Below are 19,111 nucleotides of genomic sequence, written 5' to 3'. Positions count from 1 at the left end.
ATCACTCGCGCGAGAACGGTCCGATGAGCCTGCGATCAATCCTGGCATGGCAACATAAGAGCCTACAAACCCCGGCGAGAAGAAAGACAAGCGTCCGGGTGGTCTCGGATGCTTGTCCGAGGATGGAGGAGTAGCAGTGACTCTGGACGACCGCACCTCGGGAGATGTTCCGAACGTCTCATCGATCCCGTTGTCCGACCCCAATGTGCGCCCCGGTGGTGACCCGAGTGTTGGAGCGCTGGTGAAAGAAGCCACCGCACATCTGTCGACACTGTTCCGCGCCGAAGTGGCGTTGGCCAAGGCCGAACTGACCGGGGAGGCCAAGAAGGCCGCCATCGGCACGGGCCTGATCGTCGTGGCCCTCACCGTTGCGCTCTACGCCAGCCTGTTCTTCTTCTGGTTCCTCGGCGAGTTGCTCTCCGAGTGGCTGCCGCGGTGGGCCGCATTCGGCATCGTGTTCCTGATCCTGCTCGTCGCGGCGATCATCACCGGACTTGTCGGGTACATCGTGTTCAAACGGATGACCGGGCCCAAGAAGACCATCGCGTCCGTCCAGCACCTCTCGGACGTGTTGCCTGCAGGCCCCGGAGGTCACGACGCACAGGTTCGCCCCGGCGCCGACCTGCGCAAGCCCAGCCAGCCCGCCAAGGGCTGACATTTTGCCTGCCCCGGATCCGTCGACCGTCCGGTTCACGGGATGGCACCACAGCGATGTCCGCGCCAACGGCGTCCGACTACATGCGGTCGAGGCCGCGACCCCGCGGAAGGACCGTCCCCTGGTCCTTTTCATGCACGGTTTCGGTGAGTTCTGGTGGAGTTGGCGCCACCAGCTCACTGCGCTCACAGAGGCCGGCTACCGGGCGGTCGCCGTCGACCTGCGTGGCTACGGGGACAGCGACAAACCTCCGCGCGGCTACGACGGTTGGACACTGGCCGGTGACACCGACGGCCTGATCCGGGCCCTGGGACATACCGACGCCACTCTGGTGGGTCATGCCGACGGCGGCCTGGTCTGCTGGGCGACCGCCGTCCTGCATCCCCGTTCGGTCAGGTCGATGGCGGTGATCTCCTCTCCACACCCGCAGGCCCTCAAGACGGCCACGCTGCGCGAACCGAGCCAGCGCAAGGCGTTCCTCGGCGGGTTCCTCAAGTCCCAGATCCCCCGGACGGCAGAGCGCACACTCCTCGAGGACGACGGCTTGATGGCCGAGATACTCCTGCGCAGACATTCCGGTCCCGCCTGGATCGACACCGACGACTTCGCCGACACCGCGCAGCGGAACCGCTCCGCAATCCAGATACCGGGCGTGGCCCATTGCAGTCTGGAATACCAGCGCTGGGCCTTCCGGTCGCAGTTCCGTCCCGACGGAAGCCGCTTCCTGGAACTCATGGACAAACGTCTGCACATCCCGGTTCTCGCGATCCGGGGTGAACTCGACAACTACATCCAGCGATCGACTCTGACCGCGAGTGCGCACTGGTCGTCGAAACTGGAACTGACCGAGGTCGCAGATGCCGGCCACTACTCACATCAAGAGCAGCCCGACGAGGTCAACGGTCGGCTGATCGAATTCCTGCAGAGCTGACCCTGCCCCGCACCGATCACCGGCCGAGCCTTCAGGACGAGTGGACGCAGGACTGGGTGTCGACGGGCGCGCTCAGGCGTTCGGATTCGGCCAGACCGGGTTGAACCTGGGCCGCGGTCAGCACAAACCCCGTTTCGGTGGACGGATCCTCGGCGGCACCGAACACCACGCCGAGCACCTCCCCATCCGAATTGATCAGCGGCCCGCCGGAATTGCCCTGCCGAATCGAGCCGCGCACGGTGTAGACCTCCCGGGTGACCGCCGTATCGGGATAGATGCCCGGGCCCCGCAGCTGGATGACCTCGCGGATCCGCTCGGCGCTGGCGTTGAACGGCCCGCCTTCGGGAAAGCCGAGCGCGATCGCATCGGTACCCGTTTTCGCCAGCTCGTCCGCAAATCGCATCGCCCGGGCCTGCAGGCCGGGGACGTCGAGAATCGCGATGTCGGTGAGCGGATCGAAGTAGACGACGGTCGCGTCGAAGGTGCCGTCGGAGGCCGACACCTGCAGCAGGTTGGTGCCTGCCACCACGTGCGCGTTGGTCATCACCCGTTCGGGCGAGACCACGAAGCCGCTGCCCTCCAGTGCCTGCCGACAGCTCTGCGCGATGCCTTCGATCTTGACGACACTGCCGCGAACCTGTTCGACGACAGGCTGATCGAGGAGCGTTTCGTCGGGCGGGTCGACACTGGTGATCGGGGTCCGGCCGAACGGCCCGATGGCCTCCTTGAGGCCCGAGTTGTCGAACATGTCCCAGAATTCGCGAGGGGCCCGCTGGAGCCACGTCGGCGCGAGCTGGTTGATCTCCTCGATCACCTTGGAATCTCGGACCGCCGCGGCGATCTGCGGTTGCGCCGATGTGCTGATCGGTGTGGCCAGGATCCAGGCGGCCAACAGGACCGCGACCGCTTGCAGCAGCGAACCGATCACCGAATCGACCCGTCGCAATGACAGCGTCCGAATACCGCTCCTGGCCGCCCGGCCCAGCACCATTCCCGAGATCTCGCCGACGATCACCAGCGCGACCAGCAGCAGAACGCCCGCGATCAGCCGCCAACGCTGGTCTTCGATGTTGCGGATCAGATGCGGTGCCAGCAGCACGCCGGCCGCCGCGCCGAGCAGGACCCCGATGAATGCCATCGCCGACGACATCGCACCCTGGCGATATCCCGACGCGGCGGCGAGCAACGCGATGCCGATGACGATCACATCGACCCATGCGGATCCGCTCATCACTGACCCACCTTGGCGAGCTCCACATCGAGGTCACGGATATCCGACTTGTCCCAGGGGATCTCCCAGCCGGCGGCTTCGATGATCGCGGCCAGCAACCCGCCGGTGAAACCCCACACGAGCATGCCTTCGACGCAGAAAGCCGGTGCCTGGTAGGCACGGGTACCGGCGATCATCCGTTCGACCTGGATCCTGTTGTGCGGATCGATCAGGTCGCGCAGCGGCACCCTGAGCACGCGGGAGGTCTCACCGATGTCGACGACACCGACGTCGGACAATTCGGTCCAGTAGGCGAGCACCGGCGACACCTCGAAGCCCGAGGGTGGCACCGGGAACATGTCGAGGACCGCGAGTTGGCTGACACCGGAGGGATCGAGCCCGGTCTCCTCCTCCGCCTCGCGCATCGCGGTACCCACCGGGAAGTCGTCGCCCGGATCGCGGGCGCCACCGGGGAAGGCGATCTGTCCGCCGTGGTTACGCAGGGTGCTTGCACGCTGGGTCAGGAGCACCGTGGCATCGGCGGGGACACCACCGTGATGGGTCGGATCGCCGTCCCAGTCGCCGCCGATCAGGATCAGCACCGCAGCGGGGCGGGTGATCGGCATCTGAGAACGCATGAGCCGCGCGGTCATACCTCCGCGCTCCTCGACCGATTGCGTGACGCCGGCAAGATTTGCGGTGAGCGCGCGCATCCATGGGGGCACCGACGTCGTCGGCACCAAGATCTCGGTCACGCGGCGACACCCAGGTATTTGTCGACGGCCGCCGAGACCTCATCGACGGTGTCGAAGACCGTCGGCAGCACCGCGGCGACCGTACCGTCGGCCCGGACCAGAACGGTGGCCGGATAGACCCGCGGAATGCCAAGGGCAGCAGCGATCTTCGCGTCCGGATCGACAACGGTCGGCAAGTTCACACCGATTTCGGCCAGCAGATTGAGTGAGAGGAAGACGTTCTCCGACCCTTCTTTGCCCTGCACGGTCAGCACCCGGATCTTCTCGCCTGCCTGCTCGGCATAGTCGGCGATCACCGGGAGTTCGGCCCGGCACGGACCACACCAGTGAGCCCAGACGTTGACCAGCATCGGCGTACCGGCCGTCGCAGCCCCGAGGTCGACGGTCGAGCCGTCCGCCAGACAGGGCACCAAAACACCCTTGAGTGCGGAGTTCTCCGGCGCCGGACCGGGCTGGGCCGGGCAAGCCTGCAATCCTGCCTTCTCCCGGGCCTTGACCATGTCGTCGTCGGAGACGGCGGCCTGGAGTCCGGGGAGCTTTCCGGTTCCGTCGGTCGACACCGCGGACGGCGCGGGCGCGGGATCGGGAGAGGACCGCGGCCAGATGGCAACGATCAGTGCGAGCACGACAATCAGGACAGCCAATGTCCAACGGGCCGATGTCGACAGCGCAAAACGCGAGCGCTCAGTGGGCCGGGCCTGGCCCGGATCAGGTGAATCCGACATCGACTAGAGACCTGCCAGTGCAAGTAGATGGTCGGTCTCGGGCCCCTTCACCAAAGCCGCGGCCTCAGATTTCTCCGTGGGTCCCAAACCGTAGGACGGGCAGTCGGCGGCAAGCACGCAGACACCGCAGGCGGGCTTACGTGAATGGCAGACCCGTCGACCGTGGAAGATCACGCGGTGCGACAAGTCGGTCCAGTTCTTGCGTTCGATGAGCTCACCGACAGCGTGCTCGATCTTGACCGGGTCGGTCTCCGCGGTCCATTTCCAGCGCTGCACCAGCCGCCCGAAATGGGTGTCCACTGTGATTCCGGGTACACCGAACGCATTACCGAGTACGACGTTGGCGGTCTTGCGGCCGAATCCGGGCAAAGACACCAGATCACGCAGATTCGACGGGACCTCGCCGTCGAAGCGTTCCACGAGTGCCTGGCCGAGACCGATGATCGAGTTCGCCTTGTTCCGGTAGAAACCCGTCGATCTGATCATCTCTTCGAGCTCGGTCCGATCGGCGCCTGCGTAGTCCTCGGCGCTGCGATAGCGCTTGAACAGGGGAGGCGTTGTCAGGTTCACCCGCACGTCAGTGCACTGCGCCGACAGGATGGTGGCCACCGACAGCTCCAGCGGATTGGTGAAGTCCAGTTCGCAATAGACGTGCGGAAACGCGATCTGCAAAGTGCGGTCCATCCGCCGCGCACGTCGCACCAGACCGGTGTGGGTCTCGGTCCCGCGCTGCGCCGCGGTTTTGGCGCGCTTGACCCCTGCCTTCGAACTCACCAACTCAGAGTACGGGGCGGCGAACCGACTGCGCGGGCGAGTGGTCGAGCTCGGCCCCGACGACCATTCCTACGGCGATTGTTTCTCTTCTGAGACCTGGGTTGTGTTAACTACACCCCATGCACGGACTCGCAGTACTTCTCTTCCCAGCCGCTCTCATGCTCTTCGCTCTGTCGATGGAGCGGCTCGAGAGCCGGCTCGAGCGCCTCACCGTCCGCGGTGAACACGTCGAGGAATTCTTGGAGTCGGCGAAACCCGAGCAGCTCGACACGCTGGCCACACACGGTTTTCCTGCGGCGCTCGACGAGTTTCGCGATCGCCGGACGCCGACGAACTCCGAATCCGACGATTCGATCCGCGTCAGTTAGCGATCGTGGAGCCGCTCGCGACAGGCCATCGGCGTTAGTGGGGGTAACTGCCAGTTTTTCTTCTGGTTACCCGTAGACTGCATAACGGGTGACGAACACAACAGCATGATTTGTGTGAGCATTCTCAGGTTTGAACGTGGTCTGGCTGGACCCTTAGAAAGGGGCGTAAGTGGAGGAAGTACTGGCGCGGGCGGGCATTTTTCAAGGTGTGGAGCCCACCGCCGTCGCAGCACTGGCCAATCAGCTCCAGCCTGTTGATTTTCCCCGTGGACATGTCATCTTCAACGAAGGTGAGCCCGGAGACCGGCTGTACATCATCTTGTCCGGCAAGGTGAAGGTCGGCCGCAAGTCAGTCGATGGCCGTGAAAATCTGCTGACGATCATGGGGCCGTCCGACATGTTCGGCGAACTGTCCATCTTCGATCCGGGTCCGCGTACCTCCTCGGCCACCACCGTGACCGAGGTCCGTGCGGTCTCGATGGACCGTGACGCTCTGCGTTCGTGGATCGCCGACCGGCCGGAGATCGCGGAGCAGCTGCTCCGGGTTTTGGCCCGTCGTCTGCGACGCACCAACAACAACCTCGCCGACCTCATCTTCACCGACGTTCCCGGACGCGTGGCCAAGCAGCTGTTGCAGCTGGCCCAGCGCTTCGGAACGCAGGAAGCCGGGGCTCTGCGTGTGACTCACGACCTCACTCAGGAAGAGATCGCCCAGCTGGTGGGCGCCTCCCGCGAAACCGTGAACAAGGCCCTGGCCGACTTCGCACAGCGTGGCTGGCTCCGTCTCGAGGGCAAGAGTGTCCTGATCGCCGACTCCGAGCGCCTGGCACGTCGCGCTCGCTGATTTCCTTACCGAAACCGCCAGTTCCGGCGCACCCATGTGGCGCGTTGGAACTGGCGGTTTTGTTTTGGCCGGACGCGGGACACTAGCTGGCTGACCTCACGCTGGTGAGTGCGTATTCGGTGAGTGTGATCAGAGCTGTACGTACCGACTGTGCCCGCCGGGCGTCGACTTCGAGGATGGGCACGGAACCCGAGATCGCCAACGCTTCTCGAATGTCATCGATCGCGAAACGTGGTGCGTCGTCGAACTGGTTGATCGCAACGACGAACGGCAGACCGCAGGCTTCGAAGTAATCGATTGCCGCGAACGAGTCGTCGAGGCGCCTGGTGTCGATGAGCACGATGGCACCGATCGCTCCGCGCACCAGGTCGTCCCACATGAACCAGAAGCGACGCTGTCCCGGTGTGCCGAAGAGGTAGAGGACGAGATCGTCGGACAACGTGATCCGGCCGAAGTCCATCGCGACCGTCGTCGTCGATTTCGTGCCCGCCACATCGAGTTCGTCAACGCCTTCGGACTCGTCGGTGATCATCGCCTCGGTGCGAAGGGGCACGATTTCCGAAATCGTGCCGACCAACGTGGTTTTGCCCACGCCGAACCCGCCCGCCACCACAATCTTTGTCGATGCGGCTCGGCCTCTCGTATCAGAGTGCCTGTAGTCCACGAAGTGTCCTTCCGATGAGTTCGCGGCGCTGCGCCGCAGTCGCGTCGTCGCTGAGAGTCTCCGAAAGGCGCAGGCTTCCGGTTTCGACGAGATCCCCGACAAGCACACGCGCAACGCCGAGGGGCAGATTCAGACGGGCCGAGATCTCCGCCACGGACGGTCCGTTCCCGCACAGCGCAATGATTTTCGTGCGGACGTCGCTGGGCGGCCAGAAGTTCGGGATGGTGTCAGGGGTGGTGTGCACCGGAGCTTCGAGCGGGAGGTAGATGTCGGTTTTGGTACGCCCCGCCGTGAGCGTGTAGGGCCTCACCAGGTTGGGAGACGGTGCACCGATCTCAGAGGAATCGTCGTCGTCGTGCAGCGAATCGGGTGGGGGCATGAGTGCGTCACCGTTCTCGCATTCGGGCCGACGGTTCCACCATGCTGCCGACGCGCGAGACGAGCACGGCCATCTCATACCCGACCTGGCCGATGTCGCACGATGCTGCGGTCAGTGACGCCAGGTGCGATCCGTCACCGACGCTCATCAGTAGGAGGTAGCCGTTCTCCATCTCGACGACCGACTGCAATACCGGGCCGCCGTCGAACAATCGCGCCGCACCTGAGGACAAACTCGCCAGTCCGGATGTCACGGCCGCCAACTGCTCGCCCCGCTCCTGAGGCAGGTCTTCGCTTGTTGCCATGAGCAGGCCATCGGCCGAGACCAGGACGGCATGTACGACACCGACTATGTCTCTCGCGAAGTTCGACACGAGCCAGTCGAGCGACCGGTCCGGTGTTGGGGCCACGGAGTAATTCATTCGTTCTCGTCCGTTCTGTGTCGGTGGGAGGCGTCTTCTGAACGGCCGGCGCGGACGCCGTCGAAATGATTCGTGAACTTTCGCCGCACGGCCTCTGGATTTCTCGCCGGTCCACTCTCCGGATCGGGGCGAGGTCGATGGGGGGACGCCTGCGCCGGGTTGACAGTTCCCGGGACCAGGCGGGCGCCGGGCGTACGGGCGGGCAGACCGCTCTCCGTCCGAGTCGTGATCGGAGACTCGGCTGCGCTCGCCGCCGCGGCCCATCCGGCATCGGCAGCGGTAAACCAGGAACCGCTCGGACGCTGAACGTCTGCGGGATCGAGCAACCATTCCGAGACCATGCGTTCATAGATGGACACCGGTGGGCTGCCCTCAGGCAACACAGCCTCAGGCGACGCAGCCTCGCGTGCCGACGGCCCAGGAACGGCGCGGTCCGTCGATTCAGAGGCGGAGGTCTGGTCCATCGGCGGCGGACGGTTGCGGCCGTTGGTTGTCGGACCGTTCCTGGTGTCGCCGGCCGCCGCTCTGTCGGCGCGAGCGGCGGGCCGGGCACTGAAGAACGCAGTTGTATCGGAGGGCGAACCGTTCACATTCCAGTCGACGGTCGACGCGACGGAGCCGGAGTCGGAGTCGGAGTCGGTGGGAGGGAAGACCGGTGCCGGAGCTTTGTCGACTCCACTCGCTCCGGGCCTACGTCGTGGCAGCTTCGCCGCGGTGAGCTCGGTGTACGCGGTCGAGTGACCGGACTTTGCTGCGGGTGCGGCGACCGCGGTAGGTGCACTCGTGGCCGGGGCGCCCCTGCCCGCACTGGCCCCGTCGAACAGACGGTTGGCCGCCGCACGAGACGATGCTGCCGAGTCCCGCCTGGCCGCCCGCCCGTTCCGACCCTGCGACGGGAAGGAGGTGACGACCAGGTTCACGGGGATGTGCACGCTGGCGGTGACTCCCGACGTACTCCCCTGCGCCTGCGTCATACGGAGCCGAACCGTCACATTGTGGCGTTGCGCAAGGCTCCCCACCACGTACAGGCCCATCCGGCGCGCCGTCTCGGGTGTGACCTCGCCACCGACGGACAACCGGACATTCGCTTCGTCGATCTCCGTTGCGGACATCCCGAGTCCACGGTCGGCGACCTCCATGAGGATTCCGCCATCGACGGCACGCGCGGCCGCGACGGAGACGAGAGTGTCGGGAGGCGAGTACCGCAGCGCGTTGTCGATCAACTCGGCGAGGAGATGCACGATGTCGGATGCCGCCGGGGACACCACCATCGCGTCGGGCACCTCTTGCATCGACACGCGGCGATAGTCCTCGACCTCGGACACAGCGGCACTCAGGACGGTGTCCACAGCCACCGGTTGGTCGTTCTGGTTCCGGCGCGGCGCGGTGCCTGCGAGCACCATCAGGTTGGCCCCGTTACGCCGCATCCTCGTCGCGAGGTGATCGAGGCGGAACAGGCTCTCCAGCCTGCGCGGGTCGTCCTCGTCGCGCTCGAGTTCCTCGATGAGGGAGAGCTGATGGTCCACGAGCGATTGACTCCGCCGCGAGAGCGTCTCGAACATGTTGCCGACCTGGAGTCGCAGTCGCGCTTGCTCGCCGGCGAGTGCCAGGGCTTCTTCGTGGATGTCGTCCACAGCCCGGGCCAGCTGACCGATCTCCTCTTTGGTGTGCACCGGGATGGGTACGACCTTGGGCGGGTCGCCACCCATGCGGATTTCTTCGATCGCCTCAGGAAGGGCACGGTGCGCAACATCGAGCGCGCCTTGCCGGAGTCGCCGAATCGGTCGGATCAGCGACCGCGCCACCAACAGTGCGACCAGAGACGCGATCAACACGGCGGCCAGGACAATCGCCGACTCGATCCACGCGGCCCTTTTTCGATCCTCGGCCTGCGCCGTCAGCGATGCGATCGACTCTCCGGCCAGACGCTGGGTGATCGCGTTGTACACCTCGCCCGACCTCTCCGCCGACGCAGCCGCTTCGGCCAGGCCTACGTTCGATCCGGTGGAGTAGATGGCGAGGCGGGTGTCGAGCAGAGAACGAAGCTCCTGGACTTCCGGGGAGTCGTCACCGAGCAGCACGGCCAACGCGGAGAGGTACGCGGTCTCACGGCCCGCGGCACGGTTGGCCAGGCCGAACGTGGCCCGGTTGGGCTCGGACAGGAGGATCTGCTGGGTTTGCGCCGCCCGGTTGCCAGAGAGCGAATCGATGATGCCGTTCCCGAGCGTCCTCAGATCGGTTTTGTCGGCGGCCAACCCGTTGGTGAGGTTCGTCACAGAGGCGAGCCAGAGTTCCGTTGCCGCGGAGGTCATGTTCTCTGCGACGGCGATACGGTCCGCGACCGGTACCGGCCCGGACTGTAGGCGAGCCCGCAGCTCGCCCGCCGCCGCCAAGGCCGCCTGGAAGTCCCTGGCCACGTCGGCCTGCAGCGGCGAATTCTCCAGTCGCTCACCGACGGCGAGCGACGACAGAATTTTCCCGAGCTGATCCTCCGGCCCCGGATCACCGGCGGTGGCAAGGTCACCCACCACGGAGTCGATGGCGAACAACTGCGACGACGCGGTCGACTTGTCGACATTCGACGCCAGATCTGATGCGTCGGCCACCACCGATTGGATGCGCAACGCACCAAAAAAGATGGCCAGCGCGAGCGGCAGCGCAACGACGGCCGCGACCTTGACGCTGACCGGCCAGCCGGAGAGCGACCAGATACGCGGCACACGTCTACGCTTCGATGACTCTGTTCCGATTTCGACCACGCTCGAATCCCGCTTCGATTCGCCCGGGTGGGGCTGGAGGCAGAGGTAACGGATGTTCCCCGGCAAAGGACACCTTGGCTTGATGTGACGCATAACGAAAGCTTGGGCATCTTCTGTGGGAGCAACTTATACCAACAATGTGCATCGAGAAAGTTTTGAGATCGTCCTGACTCGCTTAGGCATGAACGGCCAGATGCTCAAGCTGCTCCGAATGCGATCGATTTCGATCGTCACGACCAGAGGTCAATATCGTCATGATCAAAGATTAATGACGAAGCCAAATCCGTTGTCGGACGGTACTTTTCAACGCTAACGAATTGTTCTGAATCTCGCCGACGAGATCCATGCCATTAAATCTAATCCTGTGCGAGATAGGCGAGCTGCGTCTTGACCGACATCTTGGCTGCCGGCCAGAGTTTCTTGTCGACGTCGGCATATACCATTTTCACCACCTTGCCGGGCTTGGCATCTTTTGCAGTCACCCCGAGTTCGGTCAGGGCCGCCCGCACCTGATCGATCCGCTGCTCGCGGTGCGCCTTGTAGTAGCGGGCCACCGGGATCAGCTCGGCATGATCGGGGCCGTGGCCGGGCAGCATCGCACACTCATCACCCTCGACGATGAGCCGATTGAGTGAGTTCATGTAGTCACGTAACGATCCGTCCGACGGATCGAGAACTGTGGTGCCACCGCCGAGGATGGTGTCGCCGGTCAGCATGGCTCGCTGTCCCTCGTGCTCGACGAGGAAGCTCACCGAGTCCCCCGTGTGACCGGGTGTGTAGAGCACGGTGATCTTCAATCCCGCGGCCTCGATGACCTCGCGGTCGGCCAGGGTCGAGGCGCCGCGGGTGTAGTCGACGCTGCGGGCCCGGACCGGGGCACCGGTCTGTGCGCGGAAGTACTTGATCGCACCGGTGTGGTCGTAGTGCCGGTGGGTGATCAGCCCCAACACCACGTTGCCCTGCGCAGCAACGGCTTTCACGTGCTTTTTCTTGCCTTTGGGGCCGGGGTCCACCACAACACAATCCGGATGTCCGGGCGCCCGCAAGATCCAGGTGTTCGTGCCATCCAGCGTCATCATCCCTGGGTTGCGACACAGCAGCACCGAAGCGAAGTCGGTGACCGGGCGAACTTCACGGTATGCAGGATGCTGCAATTCACTCATGCGACTCAGGCTAACGCCCTCAGCATGATGCAGCTCACCCGCGATCGCGATACAGCGTGACGCGATAGGTGTAGTGCTCGGGCAGGAAGTGACTGACCGACAGTTCACTGACGACCCCGTTGCTATCGGTGTACAGCCGATCGATCCGCAGAACAGGCTGACCCGCTTCGCAATCGAGATGGACGGCGTCGAGGTCGTCGGCCTGCCCGACCGTGATGGATTGAGCCGCCTCGGCTATCGGCGCGGCGAGGTGCCGTTCCAACAGCCCGATCACCGTGTAGGTACTGACCGCTCCTTGTGCCATTTCCGGGGCGTCGATCACCAGTCGTGCGACGTCCTCGGGCAGATGGACCGTTGTCAGCACGAACGGGATCCCCTCGTGGATCCGCCGGAACACCACCGTGTAGACCACGTCGCTGTCCAGCCGCAGCCGACTGGCGGCCTCCACATCGATCCGCCTGCGAAGCTGATCGACCACCTCCATCGTGGTGTCGTGCGACAGGTTCATCAGATCCTCGATCGAACCCTGCTGCCGCACGTACCGCCCACCGGATTCATTGACGAATGTTCCGCGCCCCGGCACCCGATAGACGATGCCGTCCGCCACCAGGTCCACAAATGCCCGGCGCACGGTCTGCCTGCTGACCTCATAACGCTCCGACAGCTCGGATTCCGTTGGGAGGCGCAAGCCGTTGTCGTAGCGACCGGCGGCGATGTCCTGCCGCAGCTGGTTCGCCAACAATTGGTAGGCGGGCGCGGCCTCGCTCCTTTTCCCAGGCATGATCGCCACGATGCTACGCGGGCAGGCCTATAGCCCGCCGCGGGACACCAATTGTCCGGCAATGACATTGCGCTGGATCTCGTTGGTGCCCTCCCCGACGATCATCAGCGGGGCGTCCCGGAAGTAGCGTTCGACGTCGTATTCGGTGGAGTATCCGTAGCCGCCGTGGATCCGGACCGCGTTGAGGGCGATTTCCATCGCGACTTCGGAGGCGAAGAGCTTGGCCATACCGGCTTCCATGTCGCAGCGCTCCCCCGAGTCGAACTTCTCGGCGGCAAAACGGGTGAGCTGCCGGGCGGCGGTCAGCTTGGTTGCCATGTCGGCCAGGTAGTTTCCGATCGACTGGTGCTTCCAGATCGGCTTGCCGAAACTCTCCCGCTGCTGGGCGTAGGCCAGTGCGTCTTCGAGCGCCGCCGCCGCGACACCGAGCGCCCGCGAGGCGACCTGGATGCGCCCGGTCTCGAGGCCCTTCATCATCTGCGGGAATCCCTTGCCCGGCGTACCACCGAGGATCGCCGACTGCGGGATGCGGTAGTTGTCGAAGGAGAGCTCACAGGACTCGACGCCCTTGTAGCCCAGTTTGGGTAGGTCACGCGAGATCATCAGTCCCGGGCCATGTTCCACCAGAACGATGGAGATACCGGCGTGGCGTGGTGTGGCGGCCGGATCGGTCTTGCAGAGCAGCGCGATCACACCGGACCGACGCGCGTTGCTGATCCAGGTCTTGGCGCCGTTGATGACCAGGTCGTCGCCTTCGGTCTTGGCCACGGTCGTCAGCGCCTGCAAGTCCGAACCACCACTGGGTTCGGTCAATGCCATGGTGGCCCGCATCTCACCGGTTGCCATCACCGGGAGGTACTTCTGCTTTTGTTCGTCGGTCCCGAACATGGTGATCAGTTTGGCGACCACGGTGTGTCCGCCCATGGCGCCTGCCAGGCTCATCCAGCCGCGGGAGAGTTCTTCGGTGACCGCCACGTAGCAGGGCATCGACACCGGCGAGCCGCCGTATTCTTCATCTACCGCCAGACCGTAGATACCGATCTGTTTCATCTGATCGATCCACTTGTCGGGATACTCGTTGGCTTTCTCGACCTCACGTACTGAGGGCTTCACCTCGCGGTCGACAAAGTCACGCACCGTTTGCACCAGCATCGATTCTTCGTCGTTCAAGTTGTAGCTCATGACACCTTCCGCGACAGTGAAACTTTGTACGGCCATATTCGGCCCAATGTGACCCATTGTCAACCACTTGTTGCCCGCCTCGACCGCACGTTGCTTGACAGTGGCAAACACCGACGACCATGATTTGGCCGTACATACCCGATGCACCAGCCACTCGAAAGGATGCGATGAGCCGCCGACGATCTGTGCTCGTGACCCCGGGTTCCGACCGACGCAAGTTGACCAAGGCATTGCAGGCCGGAGCCGATGAGGTCGTCCTGGACCTCGAAGACGCCGTCACACCCATCAACAAGGGTGCTGCCCGGACGCTGGTGGTCGAGGCCATCAACACGATCACGCCGGCGCCCGGTACCACCATCGCCGTGCGCATCAACAGCATCGATTCACCGTGGGCCGCCGCGGACCTCGCGGCGCTGGCCCACACCGGATCCGGCTTGTCGAGTGTCGTCGTGCCAAAGGTGCAGGGTGCAGCCGACCTCGAGACCGCCGCGGCTGGACTCGCCGGACATGGTGCCACTCTGCAGGCACTCATCGAAACCCCCACCGGCCTCACCTTCCTCGACGACATCTGCAGTGCCGTAGACGAATTGGACGGCCTGATCATCGGATACGCCGATCTGGCGGCCGAACTCGGCCGAGAGCCCGGTCTACCGCCACACCGGTGGGCTGCCATTCAGGACCGAGTGCTGATCGCCGCGCGGACCGCTGGTATCGCCGCCATCGACGGACCGCACCTCGGAACCGCCGACAACGACGACTTCAGGTTCGCGACGCGCTGGGTGCGCGAGCTGGGATTCGATGGCAAGTGGATGATCCATCCACGTCAAATCGATTACGTAACCAGCGAATTCACTCCATCGGCCGATGCTGTCGAACACGCACAACGCGTTCTGGCCGCACTCGAGGAAGCCGCTCTGCGCGGCGCCGGGGCCGCTCAACTCGACGGGCAGATGCTCGACGAGGCGGTTGCATTGTCTGCACGACGCACATTGGCCAAGGTAGAGGAGAGCACCGATGTCTGACCCGATCGCCGTTGGCGGACCGTACTTCGACGAACTGGTGGTGGGGCAGGTCTTCGACACCGCCCCGTCGATGACGCTGACCGAGGGCGCTGCCGCGGTGCATCAGTCGATACTCGGCGACAGGTTGCGGCTGTCACTCGACGCCCACCTGTCGCAGGCCGTGACCGGACACCCGAAGGCCCTGGCCCATCCCGGACTGGTCTGCGATGTGGCGATCGGACAGTCGACGCTGGCGACACATCATGTGAAGGCCAACCTCTTCTACCGCGGTCTCCGCTTTCACCGCTTTCCCCACATCGGCGACACGCTCTACACCCGCACCGAAGTTGTTGGATTGCGGGCGAATTCGGTTAAACCAGGTCGACGGCCCACCGGACTTGCGGCCCTGCGGATGGAGACCACCGACGCCGACGGGAACAAGATCCTGGACTTCTACCGGTGCGCGATGATCCCCCTGTCCGGCTCCCCGGCCGAAGGCCGTCCCGAGTCGAACGATGATCTCTCGGCAATCGGCCCAGCCGACGAACCGGCCTTTGAGATCCCGGCCGGGTGGGATCTGTCGGCATTGCCGAAGTCCCAGTCGATTCCGGCACCCGGCACGGTCTACGTATCCAGTGCCGATGTGGTGTCGAGTGCCCCTGAGTTGGCGCGACTCTCACTCAATATCGCGGCCACCCACCACGATGCGCGGATCGGTGGCGAGCGCCTGGTGTATGGCGGTCACACCATCGGCATCGCACTGTCCCAGGCAAACCGGGCCCTGCCCAATCTGGTGACGGTCCTGGGCTGGCAGTCCTGCGACCATGTCGGTCCGGTACACGAGGGCGACACGATCACCAGCCGCCTGGAGGTGGAGTCGGCCGAATCTGTTGGTAACGGAACACTGTTGAAGCTGCGTTCGCTCGCCGACGTTGTTGCGGCGGACGGCACCACGACGCCGGTGCTCGACTGGAAGTTCACCGCGCTCACCACTTAATCGTCGAGTACCCCCGCGACGACCTCGCGCCCGAAGATCTTGATGGTCTCCGGGTCTGCGAGATCGTGGAGGCGGACAATACACAGTTCCACCCCGCGATCGATCTCGTCCTTGAACATGTCGACCAGTTCGCTGGGTGTACCGACCAGGGCTTTGCCCCAACCGGATTCAGGCAGCCGGCGAGCGGTTCTCTCGATCACCTTGGCGCGCAGCGACTCGTCGGTCACAACGCCCACGGCGTACTGCACGGACAGGCGCGCACCACCGCTCAGCGGACGCAGTTCGTCGAGTTGATCACGCGCGCCACCAACGCAGTTCCACCAGTCTGCGTATTCGGCGACCAGCGGCATCGTCAGTTGTTTGCCTGCTCCGCCGATGTGGATGGGGATCGAACTCTGTACCGGCGTCGGCCTGCCGTAAGCACCGGACAGCGCAAAGTGCTTGCCCTGGTAGTCGAACGGCTCTCCGGAGAACATCAGGCGGAGGATCTCGACGGTCTCCCCCAATTGCTGCGCACGTTCCTTTCGTGATCCGTGTTCGATGCCGAACATCTCGAACTCGGCTTCGATCGACCCCCAACCCAAACCCAGATCGAGCCTGCCACCCGAGATCCGGTCGACGGTCGCGGCCATCTTTGCCAGAACAGCCGGATGCCGAAGTGGGTTGCACACCACCAGATGTCCGAGCCGAATGTCCGCGGTGGCCACGGCGATCGCCGACAGCAATGTCCAGCTCTCCAGCGCATCCAGGGACGGCGCGCCGGGCGCAAAGAGGTGGTCCATCACCCAGAACGAGTCGAATCCCGCCCGCTCGGCATTCTGGGCGGCGGCGATCACGGCATCGGCCGGCATCCCCAACTGGGGCACGAAGATCCCGAACTGCGGCCGATCTGTCATCTCTTCACTCCTCATCGCTCCATCATCTGTCCACCGATCACCGTGGCGGCGACAAGTTCTGCGCTCAGTTCCGCGAGTACCACCTCGGGCGGCTCGGACAGCAGGCACAGGTCGGCCACCGAACCAGCGGTCAGCTCACGTGGCGTTCCCGGATCGCCGGGCTCACCCAGAAACAGTTCGACGGCAGACCTCGCCGAAATACGCTCCGAGATGGACAGTTCCGATCCGCTCCCCGTTGTGCGATCGCGCGCCGCGCGCATCGCCGCCCAGGGATCAACATCCCCGAACGGGGCGTCCGTGCTGCCTGCCACCGGTATTCCGGCACATTGCAGACTTCGCAGCCGCCAGAGTTCTTCGTGTTCGGCGGTCGGCACATCCTGCAGGTACTCCTCGCCGCGTTCGGCCACGAAATTGGGTTGTGTCACCACGGTGACGCCCAGTTCCGCGAGGTCCTCGATCATTGATTCGGGCACGACTGCAGCGTGTTCGATGCGGTCGCGGGCATGGACTCGGGCGGAGCGCAGCGCGGTGGTGGCCACCACCAACTGCACGGTGGTGACGCAGTGTAGGGCCACTGCAATGCCCCGATCATGCACGGCTGCAATCCATTCGGTGAGGGCATCGAGGTCGAGGGTGGTGTCGTCGAGAATACGTTTGACCGGCCCGAACGACAGGTGGGGATGGTCGCGGCCCGAATCGGCAGACATCACCAGGACCCGCTGACGGATCTGGCCGCCGCCGACGGCGGCGTCGAGCGAATCCAGGTCGGACGCGGTCAGATCCGGAGTTGCCTCGGTGACGGCGGTGACGCCGTATGCGCTCAGACGGCGGCTGAGCGGACCGAAATCGGTGGGGCTGCCGGTGGTTGTCGCAGCCATCCGGGTGTCCTGCCGAAAGAGCTGTCCGGTGGGATGGTCTGACTGATCGAGAGCAGCGAGACCGGCCGAGTTCACAAACCACATCGCGCCGCTGCGATGCTGAATCCGCAAGGGCACGTGCGGAACCAGCGCGTCGAGAGTATGCCGGTCGAGCTCTCCGGCCACGCTGTGGTGGTAGCCGACCGCGCGGATCCAGCCATCCGGTTGCGGGGTTGCCGTGATCAGCGCGGCCCTGAACTCCTCAGGGGTGCGGACCTGCGGGGGGCCGACCCTGGTCGACTCGGCCGCGGCCGCGGTGGCCCGCAGGTGGATGTGATGGTCACAGAGGCCTGGGATGAGGGTTCCTCCTCGCCCATCGAGAACCGTTTCTCCTTGCACCGCAGTGAGTTCCGTCCCGACCTCACCGATGCGGTCGCCCACCGTGCGCAGCACGAGGGGCTCCCCGGTGAGTCGTCGCGCATTGATGATCAGCATGCCGCCCGACTCTCGATCAGGCCTGCCACCCACTGCGCGTCCACCGTCGCGCCGGTGGCCTCTGCGATCGCAGGCACCCGGGCTTCAACCTCTGCGTGGTCGCTATGACCCGGGATCGTCTGCACTGCAGCGTATTTTGCCGCCACCCCCGACATCACCACGTCGATGATCTCCCCGCCACCCCGACCGAGCGATTCGATCACCGCGCCTGCGGCTTCGAGACCCGTCAACGGGTCGGCAATAGCGTCGCCACAGAACACCGGGCCGGTACTCCCCTGTCCGACAAGTCCACCGGCGACCGCCGCGTCGTCGCCGAACGCCACCCGGTTACGCATGTCAGGGGCCGTGCCGTACCCGGTGATCCGAATCCAGACGCGACCCGGGCGGAGTGCACGCGTCGCGGCGTCCAGTCCTGCGGACTCCAGCGCCCGCGGTCGCGATGCCTCGATCACGACGTCGGCAACGTCGAGCAGATTCGCCAGTTCGGCGTTCCGACCGGTGATCTCGGCTGGAAAGAGATGCTTTCCACCGTTCATCCACCGGAAGAAGTCAGGGTTCCCGGCGCGAGCGCCGTCCGGCCTGCCCGGACTCTCCACCTTGATCACCGTGGCTCCCAGGCTCCCCAGAAGTTGCCCACACAGCGGTCCGGCCCACATCGCGGACAGGTCGACCACCAGCAGATCGCTGTCGACCGCCCGCGGCTGAGTCCGGTCCCAACCTCGCGTCATCACCGACGGTGGGGCAGTCGCCGACCCCAGCACCGCAGCCGGGATCTCGAGCATCTGTGCGCGGTCGACGAGTTCGTCCGCAACCCAACCCCGGGCCGCGCCTTCCAGCGTCGACCACACGTCCTCGATGGGTTCGTCGGTCCTGAGCAATGCGCCAAGCGACTCGATGTCGGTGCTGCGGGCCAGGGAGAACGCCGTCCAGGTGTCGCTGCACCGGATCAGCCGGGTGGCACCGCCCACCGAAATCCGCCCCTGCCGCCGGGTCCCCATCAGCGCAGATCGGCCTGCGAGGAGATCGTCGACCGAGACATCAAAGGGCGCCGCGGCCTCGTCGGCCAGTGCCAGGATGCCGGCCCGACTGAAATCAGGTGGGCCGTCCGGATCACCGGTCAGATGAGCCATCCCGCTACTGGCCCAGCGCCTCGCCGGATCGGTCACCGATGCTCCTTCTGGTCCCCCGCACTTCGCACCAGCCTATTACCCAGCTCACACCCACCTGCCATGGGCGTATAGGTCGATTCCATCG

At 64.8% G+C, this 19,111-nt stretch carries 20 protein-coding genes; 6 read left to right on the top strand and 14 right to left on the bottom strand.

From position 1 onward, the window contains the following. The first annotated feature begins 136 nt into the window (after positions 1-136). Positions 137-655: a phage holin family protein gene (locus tag AC1TQG_RS12375; RefSeq protein WP_482137191.1), complete on the top strand. Its 519-nt coding sequence runs from the start codon at positions 137-139 to the stop codon at positions 653-655. Positions 656-659: 4 nt separating this feature from the next. Continuing rightward, positions 660-1,586 (top strand): alpha/beta fold hydrolase, encoded by a 927-nt coding sequence (locus AC1TQG_RS12370; protein ID WP_482137190.1) that lies wholly within the window; start codon positions 660-662, stop codon positions 1,584-1,586. Between the two features lie 31 nt (positions 1,587-1,617). On the opposite strand, the gene AC1TQG_RS12365 is transcribed toward AC1TQG_RS12370, so the two are convergent. The 4 genes from AC1TQG_RS12365 to nth are packed head-to-tail and all read right to left on the bottom strand — an operon-like array spanning position 1,618 to position 4,960. After that, positions 1,618-2,817: a MarP family serine protease gene (locus AC1TQG_RS12365; RefSeq protein WP_482137189.1), complete on the bottom strand. Its 1,200-nt coding sequence runs from the start codon at positions 2,815-2,817 to the stop codon at positions 1,618-1,620. Continuing rightward, positions 2,817-3,551 (bottom strand): NUDIX hydrolase, encoded by a 735-nt coding sequence (locus AC1TQG_RS12360; protein ID WP_482137188.1) that lies wholly within the window; start codon positions 3,549-3,551, stop codon positions 2,817-2,819. Before AC1TQG_RS12360 ends, AC1TQG_RS12365 begins: the two co-directional genes overlap by 1 nt. Beyond that, positions 3,548-4,276, bottom strand: coding sequence for a TlpA family protein disulfide reductase (locus tag AC1TQG_RS12355; protein WP_482137187.1), 729 nt, complete (start codon positions 4,274-4,276; stop codon positions 3,548-3,550). The genes AC1TQG_RS12360 and AC1TQG_RS12355 overlap by 4 nt, the downstream gene beginning before the upstream one ends. Before the next feature lie 3 nt (positions 4,277-4,279). After that, complete coding sequence (gene nth / locus AC1TQG_RS12350) at positions 4,280-4,960, bottom strand: endonuclease III (protein WP_482137345.1); 681 nt, start codon at positions 4,958-4,960, stop codon at positions 4,280-4,282. Positions 4,961-5,169: 209 nt separating this feature from the next. On the opposite strand from nth, the gene AC1TQG_RS12345 reads away from it, so the two are divergent. Both AC1TQG_RS12345 and AC1TQG_RS12340 read left to right on the top strand, forming a co-directional pair. After that, positions 5,170-5,418 carry a hypothetical protein gene (locus AC1TQG_RS12345; protein WP_482137186.1) on the top strand — a complete coding sequence of 83 codons (249 nt, stop codon included), beginning with the start codon at positions 5,170-5,172 and terminating at the stop codon, positions 5,416-5,418. Positions 5,419-5,587: 169 nt separating this feature from the next. Continuing rightward, positions 5,588-6,262 (top strand): Crp/Fnr family transcriptional regulator, encoded by a 675-nt coding sequence (locus tag AC1TQG_RS12340; protein ID WP_482137185.1) that lies wholly within the window; start codon positions 5,588-5,590, stop codon positions 6,260-6,262. Positions 6,263-6,344: 82 nt separating this feature from the next. Here AC1TQG_RS12340 and AC1TQG_RS12335 read toward each other — a convergent pair whose 3' ends face one another. The 7 genes from AC1TQG_RS12335 to AC1TQG_RS12305 all read right to left on the bottom strand — a co-directional run bounded on the left by AC1TQG_RS12335 (position 6,345) and on the right by AC1TQG_RS12305 (position 13,611). Beyond that, positions 6,345-6,926: a GTP-binding protein gene (locus AC1TQG_RS12335; RefSeq protein ID WP_482137184.1), complete on the bottom strand. Its 582-nt coding sequence runs from the start codon at positions 6,924-6,926 to the stop codon at positions 6,345-6,347. After that, on the bottom strand, positions 6,907-7,305 hold the full coding sequence (locus AC1TQG_RS12330) for a DUF742 domain-containing protein (RefSeq protein ID WP_482137183.1): 399 nt from the start codon (positions 7,303-7,305) through the stop codon (positions 6,907-6,909). Before AC1TQG_RS12330 ends, AC1TQG_RS12335 begins: the two co-directional genes overlap by 20 nt. A gap of 7 nt (positions 7,306-7,312) precedes the next feature. After that, positions 7,313-7,726, bottom strand: coding sequence for a roadblock/LC7 domain-containing protein (locus AC1TQG_RS12325; RefSeq protein ID WP_482137182.1), 414 nt, complete (start codon positions 7,724-7,726; stop codon positions 7,313-7,315). Next, positions 7,723-10,446 carry a HAMP domain-containing sensor histidine kinase gene (locus AC1TQG_RS12320; protein WP_482137181.1) on the bottom strand — a complete coding sequence of 908 codons (2,724 nt, stop codon included), beginning with the start codon at positions 10,444-10,446 and terminating at the stop codon, positions 7,723-7,725. Before AC1TQG_RS12320 ends, AC1TQG_RS12325 begins: the two co-directional genes overlap by 4 nt. Before the next feature lie 395 nt (positions 10,447-10,841). Beyond that, positions 10,842-11,648, bottom strand: a complete 807-nt coding sequence (locus AC1TQG_RS12315) for an MBL fold metallo-hydrolase (protein WP_482137180.1) — start codon at positions 11,646-11,648, stop codon at positions 10,842-10,844. A gap of 34 nt (positions 11,649-11,682) precedes the next feature. Beyond that, positions 11,683-12,429 (bottom strand): GntR family transcriptional regulator, encoded by a 747-nt coding sequence (locus AC1TQG_RS12310; RefSeq protein ID WP_482137179.1) that lies wholly within the window; start codon positions 12,427-12,429, stop codon positions 11,683-11,685. 27 nt (positions 12,430-12,456) lie between these two features. Further along, complete coding sequence (locus AC1TQG_RS12305) at positions 12,457-13,611, bottom strand: acyl-CoA dehydrogenase family protein (RefSeq protein ID WP_482137178.1); 1,155 nt, start codon at positions 13,609-13,611, stop codon at positions 12,457-12,459. Positions 13,612-13,778: 167 nt separating this feature from the next. Between AC1TQG_RS12305 and AC1TQG_RS12300 the strand changes: the two genes are divergently transcribed. Next, on the top strand, positions 13,779-14,633 hold the full coding sequence (locus tag AC1TQG_RS12300; protein ID WP_482137177.1) for an HpcH/HpaI aldolase/citrate lyase family protein: 855 nt from the start codon (positions 13,779-13,781) through the stop codon (positions 14,631-14,633). Further along, positions 14,626-15,609: a MaoC family dehydratase gene (locus AC1TQG_RS12295; protein WP_482137176.1), complete on the top strand. Its 984-nt coding sequence runs from the start codon at positions 14,626-14,628 to the stop codon at positions 15,607-15,609. Before AC1TQG_RS12300 ends, AC1TQG_RS12295 begins: the two co-directional genes overlap by 8 nt. On the opposite strand, the gene AC1TQG_RS12290 is transcribed toward AC1TQG_RS12295, so the two are convergent. From AC1TQG_RS12290 to AC1TQG_RS12280, 3 genes are read right to left on the bottom strand one after another with little or no spacing between them, the layout of a single operon-like run. Continuing rightward, positions 15,606-16,505 (bottom strand): LLM class flavin-dependent oxidoreductase, encoded by a 900-nt coding sequence (locus tag AC1TQG_RS12290; RefSeq protein ID WP_482137175.1) that lies wholly within the window; start codon positions 16,503-16,505, stop codon positions 15,606-15,608. The two genes, AC1TQG_RS12295 and AC1TQG_RS12290, sit on opposite strands and share 4 nt — an antisense overlap. 11 nt (positions 16,506-16,516) lie before the next feature. After that, positions 16,517-17,857, bottom strand: coding sequence for an amidohydrolase family protein (locus AC1TQG_RS12285; protein WP_482137174.1), 1,341 nt, complete (start codon positions 17,855-17,857; stop codon positions 16,517-16,519). Beyond that, positions 17,851-19,023: a CoA transferase gene (locus AC1TQG_RS12280; RefSeq protein WP_482137173.1), complete on the bottom strand. Its 1,173-nt coding sequence runs from the start codon at positions 19,021-19,023 to the stop codon at positions 17,851-17,853. Before AC1TQG_RS12280 ends, AC1TQG_RS12285 begins: the two co-directional genes overlap by 7 nt. Positions 19,024-19,111: the final 88 nt, after the last annotated feature.

It is taken from the genome of Williamsia sp. Y844 (genome assembly GCF_056786475.1).
Note: the sequence above shows the minus strand (reverse complement) of the source record. Positions and strands in the feature narration are given on the sequence as shown.

Excerpts from the sequence above, each read along its gene's own strand:
- AC1TQG_RS12315 (WP_482137180.1), bottom strand. The coding sequence starts at position 11,648 with ATGAGTGAATTGCAGCATCCTGCATACCGTGAAGTTCGCCCGGTCACC.
- AC1TQG_RS12285 (WP_482137174.1), bottom strand. The coding sequence starts at position 17,857 with ATGCTGATCATCAATGCGCGACGACTCACCGGGGAGCCCCTCGTGCTG.
- AC1TQG_RS12325 (WP_482137182.1), bottom strand. The coding sequence starts at position 7,726 with ATGAATTACTCCGTGGCCCCAACACCGGACCGGTCGCTCGACTGGCTC.
- AC1TQG_RS12365 (WP_482137189.1), bottom strand. The coding sequence starts at position 2,817 with ATGAGCGGATCCGCATGGGTCGATGTGATCGTCATCGGCATCGCGTTG.
- AC1TQG_RS12305 (WP_482137178.1), bottom strand. The coding sequence starts at position 13,611 with ATGAGCTACAACTTGAACGACGAAGAATCGATGCTGGTGCAAACGGTG.
- AC1TQG_RS12355 (WP_482137187.1), bottom strand. The coding sequence starts at position 4,276 with ATGTCGGATTCACCTGATCCGGGCCAGGCCCGGCCCACTGAGCGCTCG.
- AC1TQG_RS12300 (WP_482137177.1), top strand. The coding sequence starts at position 13,779 with ATGAGCCGCCGACGATCTGTGCTCGTGACCCCGGGTTCCGACCGACGC.
- AC1TQG_RS12345 (WP_482137186.1), top strand. The coding sequence starts at position 5,170 with ATGCACGGACTCGCAGTACTTCTCTTCCCAGCCGCTCTCATGCTCTTC.
- AC1TQG_RS12290 (WP_482137175.1), bottom strand. The coding sequence starts at position 16,505 with ATGACAGATCGGCCGCAGTTCGGGATCTTCGTGCCCCAGTTGGGGATG.
- AC1TQG_RS12295 (WP_482137176.1), top strand. The coding sequence starts at position 14,626 with ATGTCTGACCCGATCGCCGTTGGCGGACCGTACTTCGACGAACTGGTG.
- AC1TQG_RS12330 (WP_482137183.1), bottom strand. The coding sequence starts at position 7,305 with ATGCCCCCACCCGATTCGCTGCACGACGACGACGATTCCTCTGAGATC.
- AC1TQG_RS12310 (WP_482137179.1), bottom strand. The coding sequence starts at position 12,429 with ATGCCTGGGAAAAGGAGCGAGGCCGCGCCCGCCTACCAATTGTTGGCG.
- nth (WP_482137345.1), bottom strand. The coding sequence starts at position 4,960 with ATGGACCGCACTTTGCAGATCGCGTTTCCGCACGTCTATTGCGAACTG.